This is a genomic window from Aliiroseovarius subalbicans (assembly GCF_022678625.1).
Taxonomy (GTDB): Bacteria; Pseudomonadota; Alphaproteobacteria; order Rhodobacterales; family Rhodobacteraceae; genus Aliiroseovarius_A; species Aliiroseovarius_A subalbicans.
The window spans coordinates 438315-459580 of sequence record NZ_JALBYQ010000001.1 but is presented as its reverse complement, the minus strand read 5'-3'; the positions used below and the strand labels follow the sequence as shown (position 1 = coordinate 459580).

The window sequence follows — 21266 nt, the reverse complement described above, 5'->3', positions numbered from 1 at the left end:
ACCGCTTATTCGGCGGCCTCTGTCGTCTCGTCGTCTTCACGACTCAAGATAGGTAATTCTACCTCGAATACAGCCCCCCCGTCCTGCCCGTTCCGTGCCCTGAGGCGGCCGCCGAAATCGTTCACGATGCCCGAGGAGATCGCAAGGCCCAAACCGACCCCGTCGCCGGGGGCCTTGGTGGTGTAAAACGGCTCAAACAGGTTATCGAGGTCATCGACCCCGGCGCCGTTGTCGCGCACCGTGATCACCGCGTGATCGCCGCCGGTCAGCAGGATGTCGACCTGCGGGTCGTCGATCGCCTTGGTGGCATCAATCGCGTTGCGCATGAGGTTGATCAGCACCTGTTCCAGCCGCAACCGATCGCCCATCACCATGACCGGTTGTTGCGGGATATTGCGGGTGATGCGCACGTGGCGTTGTTTCAGCTGCGGTTCCATCATCGACAGGGCGGAGGAGACGCAAAGCCTAACGTCCATTGGCTCAAACGCGTCCCCGCCCTTGCGGGCATAGGACTTCAACTGCCGCGTGATCGCGCCCATACGCTCGATCAGATCATCGATGCGTTGGAAGCTCGACAGCGCCTCGTCCGGCCGCTTGCGCTGCAACAGCAACTTGGCCCCGGCCAGATAGGTTTTCATCGCTGCGAGCGGTTGGTTCAGCTCATGGCTGACCGCCGCCGACATTTCGCCCAGGGCCGCCAGTTTCGAGCTTTGCGCCAGCGTCTGTTCCGCCACCTGCAGACTCTTCTCGGCCTTCTGGCGCTCGGCGACTTCCCGCTGCAACGCGGCGTTCAACTGGCGAAGCTCCGCCGATTCCTGCTGGAACAGCACCGATCGCGACGTGGCGCGGCGACTGATCACATAGAAGGTCAGCGCCAGAAGGATGGCGAACCCCATGATTTCCAGCGCCAAAACGCCATTCACCCGTTCGCGCACCGAGGCATAGGTGGTGAACGAGGTCATGCGCCAGCCCTGAAAGGGAATGCGTGCCTCTTGCCGCATCACCGACCGGCCCAGGAAGGCGTCCGAGGGCAGCGCCGCCCAATCCGCCGTGGCCTGAATGGCGCGCTGGATCGCCGAGGGCGCAGACAGGGCCTGTAACGCGGCCTCTTCGGTCAAGCCGCGCCACTTGGGTTCGGTGGACAGGATGATGTTGCCTTCGGAGTTCATCACCAGAACTGCGTCCGATATTCCCGCCCAGCCGCTTTCGAACTTGCGCAGGTCGACCTCGACGACGATGACGCCGATCAGTTCGCCCCCCGCTTCGATCTTGCGCGAATAGGTGAAATCGAAGGCGCCCGCTTCGGTGCGCACGGTTGTGAACACGGTGTCCGGAGAGCGCAGCGCGTCTACGAAATAAGGCTCGGGCCGGTGGGTCGAACCCAGGATCTCACGCTCGGTCGCGGCCACGGCGCGCCCTGATTCGTCCAGCAGCAACAGCGACGCTGCGCCAATCTCATCGCGGTACGAGATCAGACGCTGTGAGCTTTGCGTGTAATCGTCCGAGTTCAGCGCGTTGATCAGCGCCGGATCGCGCGACAAAAGCAGCGGCACAACGGAATTTCGCTGAAGCTCGGAAATCAAGTTGCCGGAATACAGCGTCACGCGCAATTCCGCGCGGGTTCGCGTTGTTTCGGTATAACGCTGGGTCAGCCAGGAATTCGTTACCCAGACCATCACGACGGCGACACTGATCAAGGCGGCCAGCACCATGCGCTGACGCCAAGTCAGACCCGCGCTCAGGTCGCCGGGATCGGAAAGGTCCGTTTCGCTCATACCTCAGGATACGCCCGCACGCGCGGGGTCACAAGTCAGGCGCTGACCAAAGCGTCCATCACCCCGCGGAACATCGCCTGCCCGTCGGTGCCGCCGTGGTTTTCATCCACCGCCCGTTCCGGGTGCGGCATCATGCCAAGCACGCGCCGGTTCTTGGAGATTACACCGGCAATGTCCCCGGTCGAGCCGTTCGGGTTGTCGACATAGGTGAACGCAATTCGCCCCTCGTCACGCAGCTGTTCCAGCTTTTCAGGCGTGACGTTGTAATTGCCGTCATGATGCGCCACCGGCACCGTGATCTTCTGGCCCAGCGTATAGGCCTGGGTGAAGGCGCTTTCGGTGCTTTCCACTTTCAGATCAACCGGTTTGCAGATGAACTTGAGGTTGGAATTGCGCATCAGCGCGCCCGGCAGAATGCCGGTTTCCGTCAGCACCTGAAAACCATTGCAGATGCCCAGCGCATAGCCACCGCGCTCGGTATGACGGATCAGTGATTTGGTGATCGGCGACTGCGCCGCGATGGCGCCACAACGCAGGTAATCGCCAAAGGAAAAGCCACCCGGCACGCCGACGATATCCAGCCCTTCGGGCAGGTGCGTGTCCTTGTGCCAGACCATGGTGACATCGGCGCCAGCCTTTTCGAAGGCCACGGCCAGGTCCCGGTCACAATTCGATCCGGGAAAGACGATGACGGCCGCTTTCATCACAGCACCTCGATCGTGTAGTTCTCGATCACGGTGTTGGCGAGCAGCTTTTCACACATGTCCTTCACCGTGTCTTCGGAGGTGCCTGCAGCCAGCTCCAGCTCAATCACCTTACCTTGTCGCACCCCTTCAACCCCATCAAAGCCCAGGTTGCCAAGCGCGTGGCGCACGGCCTCGCCCTGCGGGTCCAACACTCCGGTTTTCAGCATGACATCGACGCGGACTTTCATCGGGTATTCCTTTGTTCGTTTTCTTGTGGCGGGACCGGAGGTCTTTCGAAGATTTCCGGCGCCCCGCTCAGTTGATCAGGGTTGGTTTCGGGGCATGTGTGACATTGGTGGGCAGAACGCCCAGACGGCGCGCTACTTCGGTATAGGCATCGGCAAGGCTGCCCAGGTCGCGACGGAACACGTCCTTGTCCAGCTTCTGGCCGCTTTCCATATCCCACAGGCGGCAGCTGTCCGGGCTGATTTCATCGGCAACGATCAGACGTTGGAAATCGCCTTCGTAAACGCGGCCGATTTCGATTTTGAAGTCGATCAGTTTGATCCCAACGCCATACATGACGCCGGACATATAGTCGTTCACCCGCAGCGCCAGGGCAACGATGTCGTCCAGATCCTGCTGCGTGGCCCAGCCGAAGGCGATGATGTATTCTTCGGGCACCAGAGGGTCGCCCAAGCTGTCGTCTTTATAGGAAAATTCGACAATCGGGCGCGGCATAGGGGTGCCCTCTTCCAGCCCCAAGCGTTTGGAAATCGAACCGGCGGCAAAATTGCGCACGATTACTTCCAGCGGCACGATTTCACAGGCGCGGATCAGCTGTTCACGCATGTTCAGCCGCTTGATGAAATGGTTCGGCACGCCGATCTGGGTCAGCCCGGTCATGAAATATTCACTCAGGCGATTGTTCAGCACACCCTTGCCTTCGATCACGTCCTTCTTTTCGGCGTTGAAGGCAGTGGCGTCGTCCTTGAAATACTGCACCAGAGTGCCCGGTTCCGGGCCTTCATACAGGGTTTTCGCCTTGCCTTCGTACAGCTTCTTGCGTCGTGCCATGTAAAACCCCCAAGGTCGCGGCCAGTCTGCGGGCGTCCACGCGACTCCCGCCATGCCCGCCCTATACGGGAAAGGCCGAAAAGGGGCAAGAAAGTCGCTTTGCTGCGCTTTGCGAGCGCTAGCGGGGTTGCGGGATGGCGCCGGGATTGGCATATCGGGGGCAACGGACACTCCAGATACGACCGAGGAAGTACCCATGACCACCTTTGACGATCGCGAAAGCGCCTTTGAAGCCAAGTTCGCCCATGACGAAGAAATGACCTTCAAGGCCGAAGCACGCGCCAACAAGCTGCTGGCGCAGTGGGCCGGGGAGCTTCTGGGCAAACCCGAGGCCGAGATGGACGGCTATATCCGCGCGGTGATCCACGCGGATTTCGAAGAGGCCGGACACGAAGACGTCGTGCGCAAGGTTGCCGCTGACCTGGGCGATAAATCCGACGCAGACAAGATCCGCGCCAAACGCGCCGAATTCCTGGCCACCGCCAAGGGCCAGCTGATGAACGAAGGCTGAAACCCGGCCCTTTTCACACCAGACCTGACCAAATCCGGGGCGTTCCATTGGAGCGCCCCGCTGCGCTAGGGCGCAAGCGTTCTTTCAGGACAATTTGATCTGTTAACCCGCTCTTTGCGATGCCACGGCAACACTGCACCGGGGTTATTGAGACGAGGGTGCCATGGACCATTCCGACAACGAGACCGGCGTGCAGGCGAAAAGCGTCGATCTGCGCAGGCTGGCCGCACGCCAAGTCCCGCCGCTGGGGATCGCCCTGGTGCTGGTCTGGCTGATGTGGGATCGCGTTCAGGCGCTCGACTTCACCTCGATTGGCGCAGGGGTTCGCACCGTCGGACCGCTGCAATGGGGGCTGGCGCTTGCCCTGACGGCCGTCAGTTTCTGGGCGGTCGGGCGGTATGACGGCGTGGTGCACCGGCTGATTGGCACCTCTACCCCCACGCCCATGGCCCGCAAGGCCGGCGTCGCCTCGATCGCGGTGGCGCAGACCGTTGGCTTTGGCGTGATTTCCGGCGCGTTGGTGCGCTGGCGCATGTTGCCAGAGGTCAGCCTGCTGCAAGCCATACGCATTTCCGCCACTGTGGCCGTGACTTTCCTGGCCGGATGGGCCGTAGTGGCCGCCCTGGCAGTTCTTCTGGTACCTCTACCCGTGCCTGGCGCCACACCGTTGGCGCTTGTCGTGCTCGTAGCCGCCGCGCTTTTTGTCGCGCTGTCGGTGATCCGGCCTGCCGCACTGGACCGGCTGAACCTACCCACCTTGCCGGCTATGGCCGCCATCGTCACGCTGGCCTTCATCGACACCATCGCCGCCGGCGCCGCGCTGTGGGTGCTGCTGCCCGAAGGACTGTCGATTGCCCCTGTCACGCTGATCGCGGCCTTCCTGTTGGCCCTGGGCGCGGGGCTCGTTTCTGGAACGCCTGGTGGCGTTGGCCCGTTCGAAGTTACACTGCTGGCGCTTTTGCCTCACACCGACCACGAACCGGTACTGGCCGCCATCCTTGCCTTTCGCGCCGCCTATTACGCCCTTCCCGCCCTTCTGGGGGCCGCCGTCGTCATTCGCGGACCGATCCGCAACAATGTGCAAGATCCGGCACTGCAAACCGTCCAACAGATGGTTTCCGCCCCCGGTCTGACGCCACAACTGGACCAGGTGCTACTGAACGCTCCGCGCGCCGAAGCCGCCCTGCTGCGCCACGGGCGCCTGTCGCTGCTGACCGATCCAAGAGGACGCCCCGATGCCATGGTTGCGGCTTCCGGACAAAGCCTGATCCTGCTGGCGGACCCGCTGCGGCGCGAAGTCGATGGCACAAAGCTGTTGGCGCATCTCGGAAACAGCGCAAATCTCCAGTTCCGCAGCCCCATTCTGTACAAATGCGGCGCCCGGCTGGCCGCGACGGCGCGACGCGCGGGCTGGGCCACCCTCCCCGTGGTGCGCGAGGCCTGGTTGAACCCCGCAAGCTTCAGCCTTGAAGGATCATCACGCCGCCAACTGCGCCGCAAGTTGCGCAAGGCCGAGGGCGCGGGTGTGATCGTAGCCGAGGCGACCGGCCACCTGCCACTGTCGGACATGGCCGACATCGCGCGTGACTGGAACCGGTCTCGCGGCGGCGAACGTGGCTTTTCGATGGGCACCTGGGACCCGGCCACCCTGCCCTGGTCGCGCGTTTTTCTGGCGCGCCGGAACGGTCAACTGGTTGGTTTTCTGACCCTGCATTCGAACGCATCCGAACAGACGCTGGACCTGATGCGCGGGCGCGCGGATGCACCCGATGGCACCATGCACTTGCTGTTGACAGTCGCGATCAAGGCTGCCGCCCGCAAAGGGTGTCCGCGCCTGTCGCTGGCTGCCGTGCCGTTGGGCAAACAGGGCCACGAACCCGCGCTGTTCCACCACCTGCGCGACGGGCTGGACCGGATCAGCGGCGCCGGCGGGCTGCGCCAGTTCAAAAGCTGTTTTGCCTCCAATTGGGAGGTGCTGTACCTGGCCGCGCCAAACCGCGCCGGCCTGGTCTTGGGCGCCTGGGACATTTGCCGAGAAATCGCCCGGCCCGACCGCAGCCAGGGCACGCGCCGCGGCTCATGATCTTCATGCAGGCATTGGGTTTGCACCCGATCCCGATCCGTGGCAGGTAGCCTGCCAAACGCGTGTCTCAACCTGAAGGTGCCCAGATGACCGATGCTCTGACCCGGCTTTTGAACGAAAATGACTGGCTGATGGCTGATGGCGCCACCGGCACCACGCTGTTCAACATGGGGCTGACATCGGGCGACGCGCCCGAATTGTGGAACGTGGACGAACCGGACAACATCCGCGCGCTGTATCGCGGAGCGGTCGAAGCTGGCAGCGACATCTTTCTGACCAACAGCTTCGGCGGCAATGCCTCGCGGCTGAAACTGCATGACGCCCAGGGACGGGTGCGTGAATTGAACCGCGTCGCCGCCGAACTGGGGCGCGAGGTCGCAGACAAAGCCGGGCGCCCGGTTGTCGTGGCGGGCTCGGTGGGGCCGACCGGTGAGATCATGGAGCCGATGGGGTCGCTGACATACGCTGGCGCGGTCGAGATGTTCCACGAACAGGCCGAGGGGCTGAAAGAGGGCGGCGCGGATGTGCTTTGGGTCGAAACCATTTCGGCGCCTGAGGAATACAAGGCCGCTGGTGAAGCCGCCGCGCTGGCTGGCATGCCTTGGTGCGGCACGATGAGCTTTGACACCGCCGGGCGCACCATGATGGGCGTGACCTCGGCCGACATGGCGCGGACGGTCGAAGGCCTGCCTAACCCACCGATCGCCTTCGGGGCAAATTGCGGCGTGGGGGCATCGGACCTTTTGCGCACCGTGCTGGGCTTTGCCGCCCAGGGCACCGAACGGCCAATCATTGCCAAGGGCAACGCCGGGATCCCGAAATACCACGATGGCCACATCCATTATGATGGCACGCCCGCACTGATGGGCGACTACGCCGTGCTGGCCCGCGATTGCGGCGCGCGCATCATCGGTGGCTGCTGCGGCACCACGCCCGAGCACCTGCGCGCCATGCGCCATGCGCTGGAAACCCGCCCGACCGGCCCGCGCCCGACACTGGAGCAGATCACCGAAGCCCTTGGCGGCTTTTCCTCGGCCTCGGACGGCACCGGCGACGACGCACCGCAAGCCCGCCGCACCCGCCGCCGGCGCGGCTGACGGACCCCGGCCCAACCGCCCCTCAGCCCCACGCGCGCGGTGGCAAAGGGGGCAACTTAGAACAGCGACAATTGATCGCCCGCTCTCGGCGGCACTCGAAACAGATCCCGGCGCAGATCCGGCAGGTCACGAGACAGCCCTGCCCGTTTGCAGGCCACGGCAAAGCGCCTCGCCAACAGCGCGGCAAATTCCCCCTGCCCGACCATGCGCGTCCCGAATGTGGCGTCGTAGTCCGCCCCACCACGCATCTCGCGCAGCCGTCCCATCACCCGGCTGGCCCGGTCGGGAAAGGCCGCTTCAAGCCATTCTGTGAACAGCGGCGCCACCTCGACCGGCAGGCGCAACAGGATATAGCTTGCCGCCTGTGCACCGGCGTCTCGGGCGGCGGCCACGATCGCCTCGACCTCGTGATCCGTCAGGCCGGGCACGACCGGCGCCACCATCACGCGCACCGACACGCCAGCCCGGGCCAGCCGCTCGATCATCTTCAAACGGCGCACCGGGCTTGGCACACGTGGTTCCATTGCCCGCGACACCACCGGGTCCAGGGTAGTAATCGACACGCCAACCTTGGCCAATCCGGCCTGCGCCATCGCCCCCAGAAGGTCCAGATCCCGCTCGATCAACGTGCCCTTGGTGACCACGCCGACCGGGTGGTGAAATTCCGACAGCACCTGTAACACGCCACGCATCACCCGATGCGTCCGCTCAATCGGCTGATAGGGGTCGGTATTGGTGCCAATCGCCAGCGGCGCCACCTGGTAGCGCGGGCGCGACAGCTCTTCTCGCAGCCGATCCGGCGCGGTGGGCCGGGCAATCAACCGGGTTTCAAAATCCAACCCCGGCGACAAGCCGAGGTAGGCGTGGCTGGGCCGGGCAAAGCAGTAGATACAGCCGTGTTCACAGCCCCGATACGGGTTCAGCGACCGGTCGAACCCAAGGTCGGGCGAGGCATTGCGCGTGATCACCCGGCGCGGCCGTTCTATCGCCACCTCAGTGCGCAGCGGTGCCCCCTCGGCCCCCTCCCAGCCATCATCGACGCTCTCGACCTGGTAAGGTTCGAATCGCCCCGCCAGGTTCGATCGCGCCGCCCGCCCTCGCGGGTGCTGCGGCGCGAAGGGCTTGCGGTTTTCTTGCGTCATGCTGCCACACTAGAACATACAGGGAACACTTACCAACCAAAACCTGCATCGGAGTCGGTTCAAGAAACCCCCATGTCGCAAATTGCCTATCGCGCGCTTGTCTTTCCCCGCAAGAATGGGGAAACACGCGTAACAACGCCCCAGCCGGAGTCGATCCATGTCTGACGAAGACGATATCATCCTGAGCGAACTGAATGACGAAGAGCTGACGCTTCAGATGCATGACGACCTGTATGACGGTCTGAAAGAAGAGATCGAAGAAGCGGTCAACATCCTGCTGGAACGCGGCTGGGAACCCTATGACGTTTTGACCACAGCGCTGGTTGCCGGCATGACCATCGTCGGCAAGGATTTCCGCGACGGCATCCTGTTCGTGCCCGAAGTGCTGCTGGCCGCCAACGCGATGAAGGGCGGTATGGCGATCCTCAAACCGCTGCTTGCCGAAACCGGCGCCCCGCGTATGGGCAAGATGGTAATCGGCACCGTGAAAGGCGACATCCACGACATCGGCAAGAACCTTGTGTCGATGATGATGGAAGGCGCGGGTTTTGAAGTGGTTGATCTTGGCATCAACAACGCGGTCGAGGCTTACCTGGACGCGCTCGAGAGCGAACAGCCCGACATTCTGGGCATGTCCGCGCTTTTGACCACCACGATGCCTTACATGAAGGTCGTGATCGACACGATGGTCGAAAAGGGCATTCGCGACGATTATACCGTTCTTGTCGGCGGCGCGCCGCTGAACGAAGAGTTCGGCAAGGCGATCGGCGCCGACAGCTATTGCCGCGATGCGGCCGTCGCGGTGGAGACCGCCAAGGAATACATGGCCCGCAAGCACAACCAGCTGGCAGGCTAAGACCTTGATCACACGATCACAAAAGGCCCTGCATCGCGCGGGGCCTTTTCTTTTGCCGCACCGAACCCCACATTGCACCCATGTCGACACAACGCTTTGTCTTTCTGATCATGTTGGTGATCCTGTGCGCCGCGCTGACCGTATGGGTGGGTGCTATGGCGGCTTCATCCGGCAACCTGAACGGGCAGACCGCGATGGCGCTTTTACCCCTTGTCATGCTGGCCTCGATCGCCCTGCGCGCGCTGACCAATCGGGGGGGGGATGAATGAATCATTCAGACGCCACCACGCCCGGCAAGGGGCGCATCCTGATACTGGCCTGCGGTGCGCTGGCGCACGAGATCCTGGCCCTGACCCAGACCAACGGCTGGGACCATCTGGACCTGACCTGCCTGCCCGCCAACCTGCACAACACGCCGGACCACATCCCGGGTGCCGTTGAACAGGCCGTGGAAAAGCACCGGGATGCTTATGAACAGATCTTCGTTGCGTATGCTGATTGTGGCACAGGCGGGCGGCTTCAGACCTTGTGTGACCGTTTGGGGGTCGAGATGATCCGCGGGCCGCATTGTTATAGCTTTTTCGAAGGCAACGAGGCTTTTGAGCAGCGGGCGGACGGGGAGATCGACGTCTTCTACCTGACCGATTTCCTGACCCGGCAGTTCGACGCCTTCGTGATCAAACCGCTGGGGTTGGATCGTCACCCGGAACTGCGCGACATGTATTTCGCGCATTACACACGGCTGGTCTATCAGGCGCAGACGAATGATCCGGCGCTGGACGAGATGGCGCAGGCGGCGGCGAAACGGCTGGGCCTGACATATGAGCGGCGCTTCACCGGCTACGGCGACCTGGCGACCGCTCTGGCTGACCTGGGCTAAGGGTCAAACTGCCTCGGTAGCGTGCTTGCGAATTCGCTCGACCATCGCGCGCAGCCCGTTCGAGCGTTGCGCGGACAGGTGATCGTTCAGCCCCAGCCGCGCCATTTCCGCAGCCGCATCAATCTGGCACACCTGCGCCACCGGAACGCCGTCGTAAAGCGCGTGCAGCACCGCTATCAGACCGCGCACAATCATCGCGTCGCTGTCACCGCGGAAATGGAATGCGCCGTCCGCGATCTCGGGCAATAGCCAGACCTGGCTGGCACAGCCATCGACCTTGGTGACTTGCACCTTGAACGCGTCCTCCAACGGCGCCATCGCGCGACCCAGGTCGATCACATGAGCATAGCGCGCCTCCCAGTCTTCCAGGAATTCGAAATCGCCGACAATGTCTTCAAACGCTTCGGTGGCCATCTGTCTCTCCGTCTATCGTTCCCTTCACCTAGGCGCCCCCGCCCAAAACGTCCAGCCCGCAGGAAGCGCTTTTCAAATCGCGCGCTTTGGGCTAACTCATGAACACGACCCGGGGGGATTTTTCATGACGCTGCGATCTGTTCTACTTTTGACCTTGGTGCTTGGCCTTGCCGCCTGTGGCAGCCGGTTCAACCCGGCCAACTGGGCGCGCGGCAGCGACAACGAAGTGGCACTGATCCCCGAGGGCGGTTTTCTGTCCGAAACCGAGACCCGCGAAGTGGTGTCCCAAGTGACCGATCTGCGGGTCGAAAAGGCGTCGGGGGGCGTGATCATTCGCGCCGTCGGCCTACCGCCGCGGCAGGGTTATTGGGCCGGCGAACTGGTGTCTGACACCAACGACAAACCCGAGAACGGCGTTCTCACCTATACGTTCCGTATCGCCGAACCTTACGCGCTAACCCGCGAAGGCACACCCTATTCACGCCAGGTCATCGTCGGGCATTTCGTGTCGAACGTGAAGCTGCGCGGGGTGACAAGCATCCGCGTTCTGGGTGCACAAAACAGCCGGTCCGTGCGTCGTTAATTGCGGTAAATCTGTAGGTCGCGGGTCGAGATTAAACTTCGATCACACGCACGTTCTGACCTTTGGCCGCCAGCGCAAGCTTGCCTTCGCACAGTCGCACAGCGTCGTTTCCGAACACCTCTGCCCGCCAGCCCGTCAGCGCCGGAACATCGCGTTTTCCCGCTGCCAGCGCGTCCAGATCGGCGGCCGAGGCGATCAGCTTCTGCGCCACCTTTTCCTGCTCGCAACGCGCCTTCAACAGCACCCGCAACAGATCGGCCAGCGCCGGGTTGACCTGAAGCTTTTCACGCCCGGTGACGACCGGTTTCGGCATGTCCTCGGGATTGGTTTCAAGCCCGGCGGCCACGGCGGCCAGGATGCCCTCGGCGATCTCACCGCGCCGGGCTTCGCGCAACAACAGGCGCGAGCGGCCAAGATCCTGCATGTTGCCAGGCTTGGTCGAGGCAAGCTCCATCAGCGCATCATCCTTCATCACCCGGTTGCGCGGCACGTTGCGCCCTTGGGCATAGCCTTCGCGAAACCGCGCAAGTTCACGCGCGATGGCCAGGAAGCGTCCGGAATTCGTGCGCGTCTTCAAGCGCTTGTAAGCCTCTCCCGGTTCGATGATATAGGTGCTCGGGTTGGTCAGAACCTGCAGCTCTTCCTGCACCCAGCGCGCGCGGCCAGAGTTTTCCAGCTCCTGCGCCAGCGTTTCATAGATCACTCGCAGGTGCGTCACGTCGCCAATCGCATAGGTCTTCTGCGCATCCGTCAGCGGACGGCGCGACCAATCGGTAAAGCGCGAGGATTTGTCCAGCGGCGCCTTGCAGATCTTGCGCACCAGGGTTTCATAGCCGACCTGATCGCCGAAACCGCAAACCATCGCGGCCACCTGGGTGTCAAACAGCGGGGTCGGGAACACGTCCGCTTCGACAAAGAAGATCTCAAGATCCTGACGGGCCGCGTGAAACACTTTCACCACGCTTTCATCGCGAAACAGCTCATACATCGGCTCCAGCGACAACCCGTCAACCAGCGGGTCGATCAGAACCGCGTCCTCGGGCGCATCGCCCGGCACCGCCATCTGCACAAGGCACAATTTCGAGTAATAGGTGCGTTCGCGCAGAAACTCGGTATCGACCGTCACATAAGGGTGTGAGGCCGCCCGCGTGCAAAAATCAGCAAGGGCTTCAGTGGTGGTGATCGTGATCATGCGATGTCTTTCTGCTCGCGCCCGGTTTGGCGTTCACCGGGTGTAGTGCGAAATGCCGCGAAAGAAAAGGGTCACGGCAGGGTGATGGGACGGTGGTCGCCCTGAAGGAAGCGTTCCAGCACAGCTGGGTAAAGCTTGTGTTCGAGCGGCAGCACGCGGGCGGCCAGGGCGTCCGCTGTGTCATCGGGCCGGATCTCCACCTGTGCCTGACCCAGAATGGGGCCGCCATCCAGTTCGGCGGTGACCTCATGCACACTGCACCCGGCCAGCGCGTCACCGGCCGCGATCGCGCGGGCATGGGTGTTCAGGCCTTTGTATTTCGGCAGCAAGGACGGGTGTATATTCAACACCTTACCGGCCCATTTGGCGGTAAATCCCTCGGTCAGAACCCGCATGAATCCGGCCAGGCAGATCACGTCGGGCTGTGCCTGTTCCAGAACGGTGTTCAGCGCGGCCTCGAACCCGTCGCGATCACGCCCGAAGGGTTTGTGATCGACCACTGCGGTTGCAATGCCCCGCGCCTTTGCCTTCTCCAGCCCCCCTGCCCCCGGCACGTTCGACAGAACCAGGCAGGGGCGTCCGGGATGCTCTCCCACCATGCTGTCGACCAGCGAGACCATGTTGGACCCGCCGCCGGAAATCAGAATGGCGACGCGTTTCACAGAAGGCTGCCCAAGTATTGCACGCCCTCGCCGTCAACCACGCGACCCAGCTTGGTCACGGTTTCGCCCTCGCCCGTGAGCAGCGCGGTGATCGCGCTGGCTTGACGCTCATCGACCACCAAAACCATGCCCTGACCAGCGTTGAAGGTTTTCAGCAACTCGGCCTCGGCCATGCCGCCGGTTTCCGCCAACCATTTGAACACGCCGGGCAGCTCATAGCTGTCCAGATCGACCAGCGCGCCCAGCCCATCGGGCAAAACGCGCGGCAGGTTTTCGGTCAGGCCGCCGCCGGTGATGTGGGCCAAGCCATGCACACCGCCCGCGCGGATCGCGGCGAGCGTCTGTTTCACATACAGCCGCGTGGGGGCCAGAAGGGCCGCGCCCAGCGTCATGTCGCCGTCCCACGGGCAGGTCGCATCCCAGCCAAGGCCCGAAACCTCGACCAGCTTACGCACCAGCGAATAGCCGTTGGAATGCACCCCGTCCGAGGCGAGACCCAGCAGGACATCGCCCGCCTTCACGCCCTTGGGCAAGTCCACGCCGCGCTCCATCGCGCCGACGGAAAAGCCCGCAAGGTCGAAGTCACCGGCGTCATACATGCCTGGCATTTCGGCGGTTTCGCCACCGATCAGCGCACAATTGGACCGAATGCAGCCTTCGGCGATGCCTTCGATGATGCGCGCGGCCTGATCGCTTTCCAGCTTGCCCGTCGCGAAATAGTCAAGGAAAAACAAGGGCTCGGCGCCCTGACAGACCAGATCGTTCACGCACATGGCGACCAGATCAATGCCGATCGTGTCCACGTTTCCGGTGTCGATCGCGATCCGCAGCTTGGTGCCGACGCCGTCTGTCGCGCCCACCAGGATCGGGTCCTTGTATCCGGCTGCCTTGAGGTCGAACAACGCGCCGAACCCGCCCAGACCGGCCATCACGCCGGGGCGATTGGTGCGCTTTGCCGCAGGTTTGATCCGCTCAACCAGGGCATTGCCCGCGTCGATGTCCACGCCCGCATCCGCATAGGTGATGCCGTTCTTGCCGTCGCTCATATCGTCCCCCGCAAAGCTTTGCGGTTGCGATAGACCATGCCCCCGCTTTTGGCAACTCATCGCATTGACACGGTGGTCGGAAACCGAAAGGCTTCCGCCATGTTGGACTGGCTCCCTCAGCTCTATGTCAGCTTTTTCGGCAGCGACGTTGCGGTCGCACCGGAATACCTTGGTGCGACGGTTCTGATCGCCTGGATCCTATATCGGTGGCAGCGTGGTCGCGGCGGCTTCTGGCGCTGGCTGCTCCCGCGTGAAATCTATCGCCACAAGTCACATAAGCTGGATCTGGCGCTGTTCGCCATCGGCCGCGTTGTCGTGTTCACCGGCGTGGTGGGCCGGGTGTCGTTGACGGTGCTGATTGCCGGCTGGGTGGCGGGACTGACTGGGGACACAGGGGCCAGCGCCGGCGTCTTGTCCCCTGTCGTATTGGCGCTGGCGATTTGGCTGATGTCGGATTTCGCAGTGTATTGGGCGCATCGGCTGCACCATCAGGTGCGGGTGATCTGGCCACTTCATGCCGTGCATCACAGCGCCGAGGTTCTAACCCCGCTGACCGCCTATCGCCAGCATCCGCTGTCCTATTTCGTGACCGCGGCCTTGCAGTCATCGGTTCTGGGCGCTTTGCAGGGGGTGCTGATCGGGCGCCTGGCCCCCGACACGGTGATGACCCAGATCGCAGGCATCAATGCCTTCATTGTCCTGGCCAACCTGACACTGGCAAATTTCCATCACTCACATCTGTGGATCAGGTTTCCCGTCTGGTTGGAGCATATCTTCATTTCCCCGGCCCAGCACCAGATTCACCATTCGATTGCACCGGATCATTACAACCGGAATTACGGTCAGATTCTGGCTTTGTGGGATTGGGCGTTTGGCACGCTGCGCCTTTCGCGCGGCGAAGCTCCACCGCAGATCGGGCTGAGCGACCCCGAAGACGCGCCGCTCATGACCCATTCGCTTGGAACCACCTTGTGGCTCCCGATCCGGCGCATGATGCCCCGGCGATGGCGCTAGAAGTCCATCACCACATCGTTGTCGTCCGCGCTGTCGGCTGCGGCCGTCCCTTTGGACGACATGGTGGCAGGCCCACCGCTGCCGCTAACGACCGCCACGAACAACAGCACAAGCGCGGCCCCGATCAACGCGCCTTTGTTGTCGCCAGACACTGTGACCCCGGCCTGCGCCGGTGCGGCGGCAAGTGTGGCGGCCATTACCGCGCTGATTAAAAGTCTCTTCATAGTCCCATCCCTCATTGGAAAAAGTGTCGTTCAGAAATCCATCACCACGTCGCTGTCCCCGGACGCATCCGCCGACGAGGTACCCATTGTCGACATGTTGCCGCCCTTCTGCGTCCCCGCAATCACCGCGATCAAAAGCACGACAGCAGCGGCAATCAAAAGCCCCGAGTTGCGCTCAGGCGCGGGTGGGGCAAGCGCATGGGCCGGCGTCACCGCCAACCCGATCACAACAACACTGCTCAGAAAAATGCGTCGCATCCCAGTCCCTCCCAAGCCCACGATACCCTGAGCCTAGGCGAAAGGCGCACACCCTGTCCAGTTTGTCATTGCCGTCCGGGCCTGCACCCTTGACGACACTCCTCATCGTGCTACTTCCCTTCTCAGGCGGGCCTGTAGCTCAATTGGTTAGAGCAGAGCGCTCATAACGCTTTGGTTGCGGGTTCAAGTCCTGCCGGGCCTACCACACCGCCCCCCGATTCAGGTCGTCATATCGACCGGTTTGACCCAGCGCAGGCGCAGCGCGTTCGACAACACGAAGACCGACGACAGCGCCATCGCGCCCGCCGCCAGCATCGGCGACAGCAGCACGGAAAACAGCGGATACAGCAGCCCGGCGGCGACCGGGATCAGCACCACGTTATAGCCGAACGCCCAGAACAGGTTCTGCCGGATGTTGCGCAAGGTGCGGCGTGACAGATCAAAAGCGGTGACGACCCCGGTCAGATCGCCCGACATGAGCACCACGTCGGCGGCCTCGATCGCCACGTCGGTGCCGGTGCCGATGGCAATGCCCACATCCGCATGCGCCAGCGCCGGGGCGTCGTTGATGCCGTCGCCGACAAAGGCCAGGGCCCCCTGGGCGGACAGCGCCTCCAGCGCCTCAACCTTGCCGCGTGGCAGAACCTCGGCCACCACGGTGTCGATGCCCAACTCGGCGGCGATGGCATCGGCCGTGGCCCGCGCGTCGCCAGTGATCATCGCCACATGCAGCCCCAGGTCGTGCAAGGCGCGGATCGCGGCGGGCGTGCTGGGTTTCACCGGGTCGGACACGGCCAGAACCGCGGCCAGCGCCCCATCAAGGGCAGCGAAGACCGGCGTCTTGCCCTGCGCCGCAAACCCTGCGGCAACCGCACCCAAGGGGCCGGTTTCGATACCTTCGCGCTGCATCAGGCGTTCGGCGCCGATCAGCACCGCGTGGCCGTCGACCTGCGCGGACAGACCGAAACCGGGAATGGCCTTAATCTCTGTGGCCGGGGGCAGATCGTCGGGCGCGGCATTTACCATTGCCGTGGCAATCGGATGCTCGGACCCGGTCTCAGCGGCGGCCACAAGGGTCAGGATACGCTCACGGTCCACCCCGCCCGCCGGGTGCAGATCGGTCAGTGCCGGGCGGCCCTGGGTCAGCGTCCCGGTCTTGTCCAGTGCCACCACGCGCACGCCCTGCAGTGCCTGAAGCGCGTCGCCTTTGCGAAACAACACACCCAGTTCCGCCGCGCGGCCAATGCCCACCATGATCGAGGTCGGCGTGGCCAGCCCCATCGCGCAGGGGCAGGCGATGATCAGAACCGCCACCCCGGCCACCAGCGCATGGCCCAGCGCGGGGCTGGGACCAAGCGCAAGCCAGGCCAGGATCGTCACCACCGCGGCCACCAGAACCGTCGGGACGAACCAAGCGGTGATCCGGTCCACCAGGCTTTGAATGGGCAGTTTGGCGCCTTGGGCCTGCTCCACCAAGCGGATGATCTGCGCCAACATCGTGTCACCCCCCACCCGCGTGGCGCGAAAGGTCAAGGCGCCCTGCCCGTTCACCGTGCCGCCCACAAGGGCTGCACCGGGGGCTTTCTGAACCGGGATCGGCTCACCCGTGATCATGCTTTCGTCCACGTGCGACTGGCCGGTCAGAACCTCGCCATCCACCGGCACCCGTTCACCAGGGCGCAGCTGCACGATGTCGCCAAGCACCACCTGGTCGATCGGCAGATCGCGCGCCAAGCCGTCGCGGTCCACCCGCGCCTGTTTCGGTTGAAGCTTGATCAGCCCTCGGATCGCCTGCCCGGTGCGGCCCTTGGCCCGTGCCTCAAGCCAGCGTCCGATCAGGATCAGGACCACGATCACCGCCGCACTTTCGAAATAGACATTCGCTGTGCCGCGCGGCAGCCATCCCGGCGCGAAGGTCGCAAGGGTGGAGAACCCGAAGGCCGCCGAAGTTCCCAGCGCGACCAAGGAATTCATGTCCGGCGCGCCTTTGACCAGCAGTGGATAGCCCTTGGTGAAAAACCTTCGCCCCGGCCCCAACAGGATCGCGGCGGTCAGAGTGAACTGGATCAGGTGGCTGTTGTGGCTGCCGATCACCCGCGCCACCCAATGGTGGAATGTCGGCACCAGATGCCCGCCCATCTCTAACACGAAGACCGGCAGCGCCAGCAGTGCCGCGATCAGCGCGAGCCAGCCCAGCCGCGTCGCCTCTTGGGCCTTACGGTCCGTGTTCGGCGCATCTGTATCGCGCACCCGCGCCGGATAGCCCTTGGCGGTGATCAGATGCGCCAGCGTGCCCGCATCCGTCGCCCCGACGGCAAAGCGAACCTGCGCAGTTTCCGAGGCCAGGTTCACCGAGGCGGAAATCACCCCCGGTGCTGCTGCCAGAACCCGCTCAACCCGCCCCACACAGGAGGCACAGGACATCGCCTCGACCTCCAGCACCGCGTCGCCGGTGACAACCGGGTAGCGCGCTTTGTCCAGCACCGCGACAAGGCCGGGCAGATCGGCAGGGGCCGCGAAATTCACCTGCGCCGTTTCCCCGGCCAGGTTTACCTGCGCGCGGGTAACCCCATCGGTGGCGGCCAACGCCTTTTCGACACGCCCGACGCAGGACGCGCAGGACATTCCGTCAACCTGAAGCAGGACGCTGTGTGTCATGGTCGGTTCCCGGGTCTGTTCGCTGTTGTCTGAGGGGACCGGATACAGCATAGCCCGGCACCTGTCACATGTTTCACCACCTCAGCTGTCCCGCGCGGTCATCAGCCGTCGTTGCAGCCAATGGGCCACCAGGGCGGGGCGTACCTGCCCGTCGATCTCGACCACAACGTCGATCCCCAGCTCCCAGGCCGCGTCACCGACCGGTCGCGCCGTGACCAAGGTAAACCGGGCCCGGATGCGCGCGCCCGCCGGCACGGGGCTTACGAACCGGATGCGGTCAAAGCCATAGTTCACACCCATCGCCTCACCCGCAAGCGGCGGCAGCGCGTCATAGGTCATCGCCGACAACATCGACAGGGTCAGAAAGCCATGCGCGATCGGGCCGCCAAAGGGCGTTTGCGCAGCGCGTGCGGGGTCGGTGTGGATGAACTGGTCATCCTCGGTCACGTCGGCAAAGGCGTCGATGCGCGCCTGCTCCAGAGTGAACCAGCGCGACAGGCCGATTTCATCACCGATGCTGTCTATTAGCGTCTCAGGTGTCATTTTCATCCCCCTGCCCCATCAGCGCACAAGGATCAGTTCGGCCTTCAGCCCGCCCAGATCCTCGCTTACCCCAAGTTTCAGCCGCCCGCCGTGTCCGCGTGCGATATCATCGGCGATGGCCAGACCCAGGCCCACACCGGTGCCCCGGTCCTGGTTGCGCGCCGCATCTAGCCGGGCAAAGGGTTTCACTGCCTGATCCCGGTCGGCAGGCGCAATGCCCGGCCCGTCATCCTCAACAACGAACCGCAGGTCGCGCCGGCCAGTGATCACCGATAACCGCACGTCCGAGCCATATCGGTTGGCGTTGCTTAACAAGTTCTCCACCGCCCGTGCCACGGGTCCAGGACGCATCGGCATCGGACCGACATTGGCCATCCGTCCCAGCGACACCACTTGCCCGGCCCGCGCAGCGTTTTCGGCCAGATCGCGAGCCAAAGCCAACGGGTCCACCATCTCGGGTTCACCTTCCAAGGCGTCCGAGCGGGCAAAACTCAGAAACTCGTCCACCAGCCGCTCCATGTCCGCCACGTCGCGCTCCAGCGCCGCGCGCGCTTCACCTTCGTCCAGCAGCGACAGCTCCAACCGCATCCGGGTCAGCGGTGTGCGCAGGTCGTGGCTGACCCCCGACAACATCAACGTGCGTTGCTCCATCTGCCGTTCTATCCGTCCACGCATGTCCAGGAACGCTTTCCCGGCCGACCGTACTTCGGTGGCACCGGCCAGCTTATAGGGCACCACCTGCCCCTTTCCGAACGCCTCGGAGGCTAACGCCAGCCGCCGGATCGGCTTCAACTGATTGCGCAAAAACAGATAGGACACAATTGTCAAAAGAAGACCCGCCACCACCATCAAAACCAAAAGCTGGTGTGGCGCCGAGGCTGACACCCGCGCGCGTTTCAGCTCCAACACCATCGGACCGTGCTTGGTGTGGATGGACATCACAACCAGGCCCAAAGTACGCAGGTCGACCGCCTGCACCCCATCCACGCCCTCCCGCAATAGCCGGGTGACCAACCCCCCGGTAAAATCGGAAAGCCACTTCGCGTCCTCGTCTGGCCCCTCACCGGGCAAATCCACCCGCAGCGAAAGCGCCTCCAACAAGGCTGCGATCGTTGTGTTTGCCGCCTCGACATCCGGCGCTGCATTCACCTGCCGGGTCAGGTAGTCCAACTCGGAGACAACAGCTGCCGTCATCCGCACCGTAATTCCGTTAAAATGCCGCTGGACGAACACGACCGACACGAACAATTGAATCGACACCACCGGCACGATGAGAATCATCGCTGCCCGGCCATAAAGGCCACGCGGTAGGAATTGTTTGAGCCAGCTCCAGAACATGCGCCGACCCTATGGTGCAGACGGTGCCTTGCCAACACCCCGCAAACCGGTGTGAATGGCGCCAACACGGAAAGGGGCCGGAATGGACCAGATGAATAACGCACCACCGGTCGGCATCCTGCAGCGGTTGGAGCCCGGAATCAGGCGGATCCTGGCCCCGAACCCATCGCCGATGACCTTCTGGGGAACCAACACCTATGTGGTCGGCGAAGGCCGCGTGGCGGTGATCGACCCCGGACCAGCCCTACCCGCACATTACGACGCAATCCTGGGCGGCCTGAACCACGGCGAGGTGATCAGTCACATCCTGGTCACGCACGCCCACCTGGACCACTCGCCCCTGGCGCGCCCTTTGTCCGAGGCGACAGGCGCGCCGGTGCTGGCCTATGGCGACGCCACGGCCGGGCGCAGCGCGGTGATGCGCGACCTTGTGGCGCGCGGCATGGCCTCGGGCGGCGAAGGGGTGGACCGGGATTTCAACCCCGACAGCTGCGTGGCCGATGGTGATATTCTGGACTTCGGCGACTGGCGGATGCAAGCGATCTGGACCCCAGGACATTTCGCCAATCACATGAGCTTTGCTTTGGAGGATGCTGTTTTCACAGCAGATCATGTGATGGGGTGGGCCAGCTCTCTGGTCTCGCCCCCTGATGGCGACCTCACCGCCTTCATGGCCTCCTGCCGTAGATTGGCCGCGCGCGAGGACCGTATCTACTACCCTGGCCACGGCGCGCCGGTGACCGACCCCGCCGCACGGGTCAATTGGCTGATCCAGCACCGCCTGGGGCGCGAGGCCGAGATCCTGGCCGCCCTCGACGGCCCGCCGCAGGACATCCCCAGCCTCACCCGCCGGATCTATACCGAGACACCCAAAGCGCTGCTTCCCGCCGCCGCCCGCAACGTCTTTGCCCACCTGATCGACCTGACCACGAGAGACCTAGTGCGCCCCGCCCCCATGCTGGATTTCACCGCAAAGTTCACCCGCATCGGCTAGCGCAAAAAAGTCGAAAAAACCTCTGGACGCCCCCGAACCCCGCCGCTATATCACGCCTCAGTTCCGGCGTAGCTCAGCGGTAGAGCAGTTGACTGTTAATCAATTGGTCGTAGGTTCGATCCCTACCGCCGGAGCCAAAGATTTCAAGGGCTTAGCGAGAAATCGCTAAGCCCTTTTGGTTTTTTAGGCTCTTTTTAGGCTCAGAAATCGCCTCATTTACCCATGATAAGGTA

Annotated in this window: 23 protein-coding genes and 2 tRNA genes; 11 read left to right on the top strand and 14 right to left on the bottom strand. The window is 63.4% G+C overall.

What is annotated here, in order from left to right:
* Positions 1 to 5 precede the first annotated feature (5 nt).
* The 4 genes from MN188_RS02270 to purC all read right to left on the bottom strand — a co-directional run bounded on the left by MN188_RS02270 (position 6) and on the right by purC (position 3538).
* Positions 6 to 1775 (bottom strand): sensor histidine kinase, encoded by a 1770-nt coding sequence (locus MN188_RS02270; protein WP_242105582.1) that lies wholly within the window; start codon positions 1773 to 1775, stop codon positions 6 to 8.
* 35 nt (positions 1776 to 1810) lie between these two features.
* Positions 1811 to 2479 carry a phosphoribosylformylglycinamidine synthase subunit PurQ gene (gene purQ / locus MN188_RS02265; RefSeq protein ID WP_242105567.1) on the bottom strand — a complete coding sequence of 223 codons (669 nt, stop codon included), beginning with the start codon at positions 2477 to 2479 and terminating at the stop codon, positions 1811 to 1813.
* Positions 2479 to 2709: a phosphoribosylformylglycinamidine synthase subunit PurS gene (gene purS, locus MN188_RS02260; protein WP_242105565.1), complete on the bottom strand. Its 231-nt coding sequence runs from the start codon at positions 2707 to 2709 to the stop codon at positions 2479 to 2481. The genes purQ and purS overlap by 1 nt, the downstream gene beginning before the upstream one ends.
* Before the next feature lie 67 nt (positions 2710 to 2776).
* Complete coding sequence (purC, locus tag MN188_RS02255) at positions 2777 to 3538, bottom strand: phosphoribosylaminoimidazolesuccinocarboxamide synthase (RefSeq protein WP_242105557.1); 762 nt, start codon at positions 3536 to 3538, stop codon at positions 2777 to 2779.
* Positions 3539 to 3734: 196 nt separating this feature from the next.
* Between purC and MN188_RS02250 the strand changes: the two genes are divergently transcribed.
* From MN188_RS02250 to bmt, 3 genes are all read left to right on the top strand, one after another.
* Complete coding sequence (locus tag MN188_RS02250) at positions 3735 to 4049, top strand: DUF1476 domain-containing protein (protein ID WP_242105554.1); 315 nt, start codon at positions 3735 to 3737, stop codon at positions 4047 to 4049.
* 163 nt (positions 4050 to 4212) lie between these two features.
* The gene (locus MN188_RS02245) at positions 4213 to 6132 is read left to right on the top strand and encodes a phosphatidylglycerol lysyltransferase domain-containing protein (protein ID WP_242105553.1); all 1920 of its coding nucleotides are present in this window, start codon (positions 4213 to 4215) and stop codon (positions 6130 to 6132) included.
* 86 nt (positions 6133 to 6218) lie between these two features.
* Positions 6219 to 7229: a betaine--homocysteine S-methyltransferase gene (gene bmt, locus MN188_RS02240; RefSeq protein WP_242105544.1), complete on the top strand. Its 1011-nt coding sequence runs from the start codon at positions 6219 to 6221 to the stop codon at positions 7227 to 7229.
* A gap of 56 nt (positions 7230 to 7285) precedes the next feature.
* On the opposite strand, the gene MN188_RS02235 is transcribed toward bmt, so the two are convergent.
* Positions 7286 to 8371, bottom strand: a complete 1086-nt coding sequence (locus MN188_RS02235) for a PA0069 family radical SAM protein (protein ID WP_242105543.1) — start codon at positions 8369 to 8371, stop codon at positions 7286 to 7288.
* 157 nt (positions 8372 to 8528) lie between these two features.
* Between MN188_RS02235 and MN188_RS02230 the strand changes: the two genes are divergently transcribed.
* From MN188_RS02230 to MN188_RS02220, 3 genes are all read left to right on the top strand, one after another.
* Positions 8529 to 9227, top strand: a complete 699-nt coding sequence (locus tag MN188_RS02230) for a corrinoid protein (RefSeq protein ID WP_242105541.1) — start codon at positions 8529 to 8531, stop codon at positions 9225 to 9227.
* A gap of 80 nt (positions 9228 to 9307) precedes the next feature.
* Positions 9308 to 9496, top strand: a complete 189-nt coding sequence (locus tag MN188_RS02225) for a hypothetical protein (RefSeq protein ID WP_242105539.1) — start codon at positions 9308 to 9310, stop codon at positions 9494 to 9496.
* Positions 9493 to 10107, top strand: coding sequence for a DUF1638 domain-containing protein (locus MN188_RS02220; protein ID WP_242105536.1), 615 nt, complete (start codon positions 9493 to 9495; stop codon positions 10105 to 10107). The genes MN188_RS02225 and MN188_RS02220 overlap by 4 nt, the downstream gene beginning before the upstream one ends.
* A 3-nt stretch (positions 10108 to 10110) precedes the next feature.
* Here the strand turns inward: MN188_RS02220 and MN188_RS02215 are convergent, their stop codons facing one another.
* Complete coding sequence (locus tag MN188_RS02215) at positions 10111 to 10521, bottom strand: SufE family protein (protein WP_242105535.1); 411 nt, start codon at positions 10519 to 10521, stop codon at positions 10111 to 10113.
* A 124-nt stretch (positions 10522 to 10645) separates the two neighbouring features.
* On the opposite strand from MN188_RS02215, the gene MN188_RS02210 reads away from it, so the two are divergent.
* A complete protein-coding gene (locus MN188_RS02210; protein ID WP_242105533.1) occupies positions 10646 to 11104 on the top strand; it encodes a hypothetical protein in 459 nt (152 codons plus the stop codon).
* 31 nt (positions 11105 to 11135) lie between these two features.
* On the opposite strand, the gene rnd is transcribed toward MN188_RS02210, so the two are convergent.
* The 3 genes from rnd to purM all read right to left on the bottom strand — a co-directional run bounded on the left by rnd (position 11136) and on the right by purM (position 14004).
* Entirely contained in the window at positions 11136 to 12296 is a 1161-nt protein-coding gene (gene rnd / locus MN188_RS02205; protein ID WP_242105532.1) for a ribonuclease D, read from the bottom strand.
* A 71-nt stretch (positions 12297 to 12367) separates the two neighbouring features.
* Entirely contained in the window at positions 12368 to 12958 is a 591-nt protein-coding gene (gene purN, locus MN188_RS02200) for a phosphoribosylglycinamide formyltransferase (protein WP_289052984.1), read from the bottom strand.
* Positions 12955 to 14004: a phosphoribosylformylglycinamidine cyclo-ligase gene (gene purM / locus MN188_RS02195; protein ID WP_242105530.1), complete on the bottom strand. Its 1050-nt coding sequence runs from the start codon at positions 14002 to 14004 to the stop codon at positions 12955 to 12957. The genes purN and purM overlap by 4 nt, the downstream gene beginning before the upstream one ends.
* 99 nt (positions 14005 to 14103) lie before the next feature.
* On the opposite strand from purM, the gene MN188_RS02190 reads away from it, so the two are divergent.
* Entirely contained in the window at positions 14104 to 15018 is a 915-nt protein-coding gene (locus MN188_RS02190; RefSeq protein ID WP_242105528.1) for a sterol desaturase family protein, read from the top strand.
* Here the strand turns inward: MN188_RS02190 and MN188_RS02185 are convergent.
* A complete protein-coding gene (locus MN188_RS02185; protein ID WP_242105519.1) occupies positions 15015 to 15242 on the bottom strand; it encodes a hypothetical protein in 228 nt (75 codons plus the stop codon). The genes MN188_RS02190 and MN188_RS02185 overlap by 4 nt on opposite strands.
* 30 nt (positions 15243 to 15272) lie before the next feature.
* A complete protein-coding gene (locus MN188_RS02180; RefSeq protein ID WP_242105517.1) occupies positions 15273 to 15500 on the bottom strand; it encodes a hypothetical protein in 228 nt (75 codons plus the stop codon).
* Positions 15501 to 15628: 128 nt separating this feature from the next.
* Between MN188_RS02180 and MN188_RS02175 the strand changes: the two genes are divergently transcribed.
* Positions 15629 to 15705: transfer RNA gene (locus tag MN188_RS02175), tRNA-Ile, on the top strand.
* Positions 15706 to 15719: 14 nt separating this feature from the next.
* Here the strand turns inward: MN188_RS02175 and MN188_RS02170 are convergent.
* The 3 genes from MN188_RS02170 to MN188_RS02160 all read right to left on the bottom strand — a co-directional run bounded on the left by MN188_RS02170 (position 15720) and on the right by MN188_RS02160 (position 20039).
* Entirely contained in the window at positions 15720 to 18158 is a 2439-nt protein-coding gene (locus MN188_RS02170; RefSeq protein WP_242105515.1) for a heavy metal translocating P-type ATPase, read from the bottom strand.
* A gap of 81 nt (positions 18159 to 18239) precedes the next feature.
* On the bottom strand, positions 18240 to 18701 hold the full coding sequence (locus MN188_RS02165) for a MaoC family dehydratase (protein ID WP_338023226.1): 462 nt from the start codon (positions 18699 to 18701) through the stop codon (positions 18240 to 18242).
* Between the two features lie 18 nt (positions 18702 to 18719).
* Entirely contained in the window at positions 18720 to 20039 is a 1320-nt protein-coding gene (locus tag MN188_RS02160) for an ATP-binding protein (RefSeq protein WP_242105504.1), read from the bottom strand.
* 82 nt (positions 20040 to 20121) lie between these two features.
* On the opposite strand from MN188_RS02160, the gene MN188_RS02155 reads away from it, so the two are divergent.
* Positions 20122 to 21033 carry an MBL fold metallo-hydrolase gene (locus MN188_RS02155; protein ID WP_242105503.1) on the top strand — a complete coding sequence of 304 codons (912 nt, stop codon included), beginning with the start codon at positions 20122 to 20124 and terminating at the stop codon, positions 21031 to 21033.
* Between the two features lie 62 nt (positions 21034 to 21095).
* Positions 21096 to 21170: transfer RNA gene (locus tag MN188_RS02150), tRNA-Asn, on the top strand.
* The last annotated feature ends 96 nt before the right edge of the window (positions 21171 to 21266 follow it).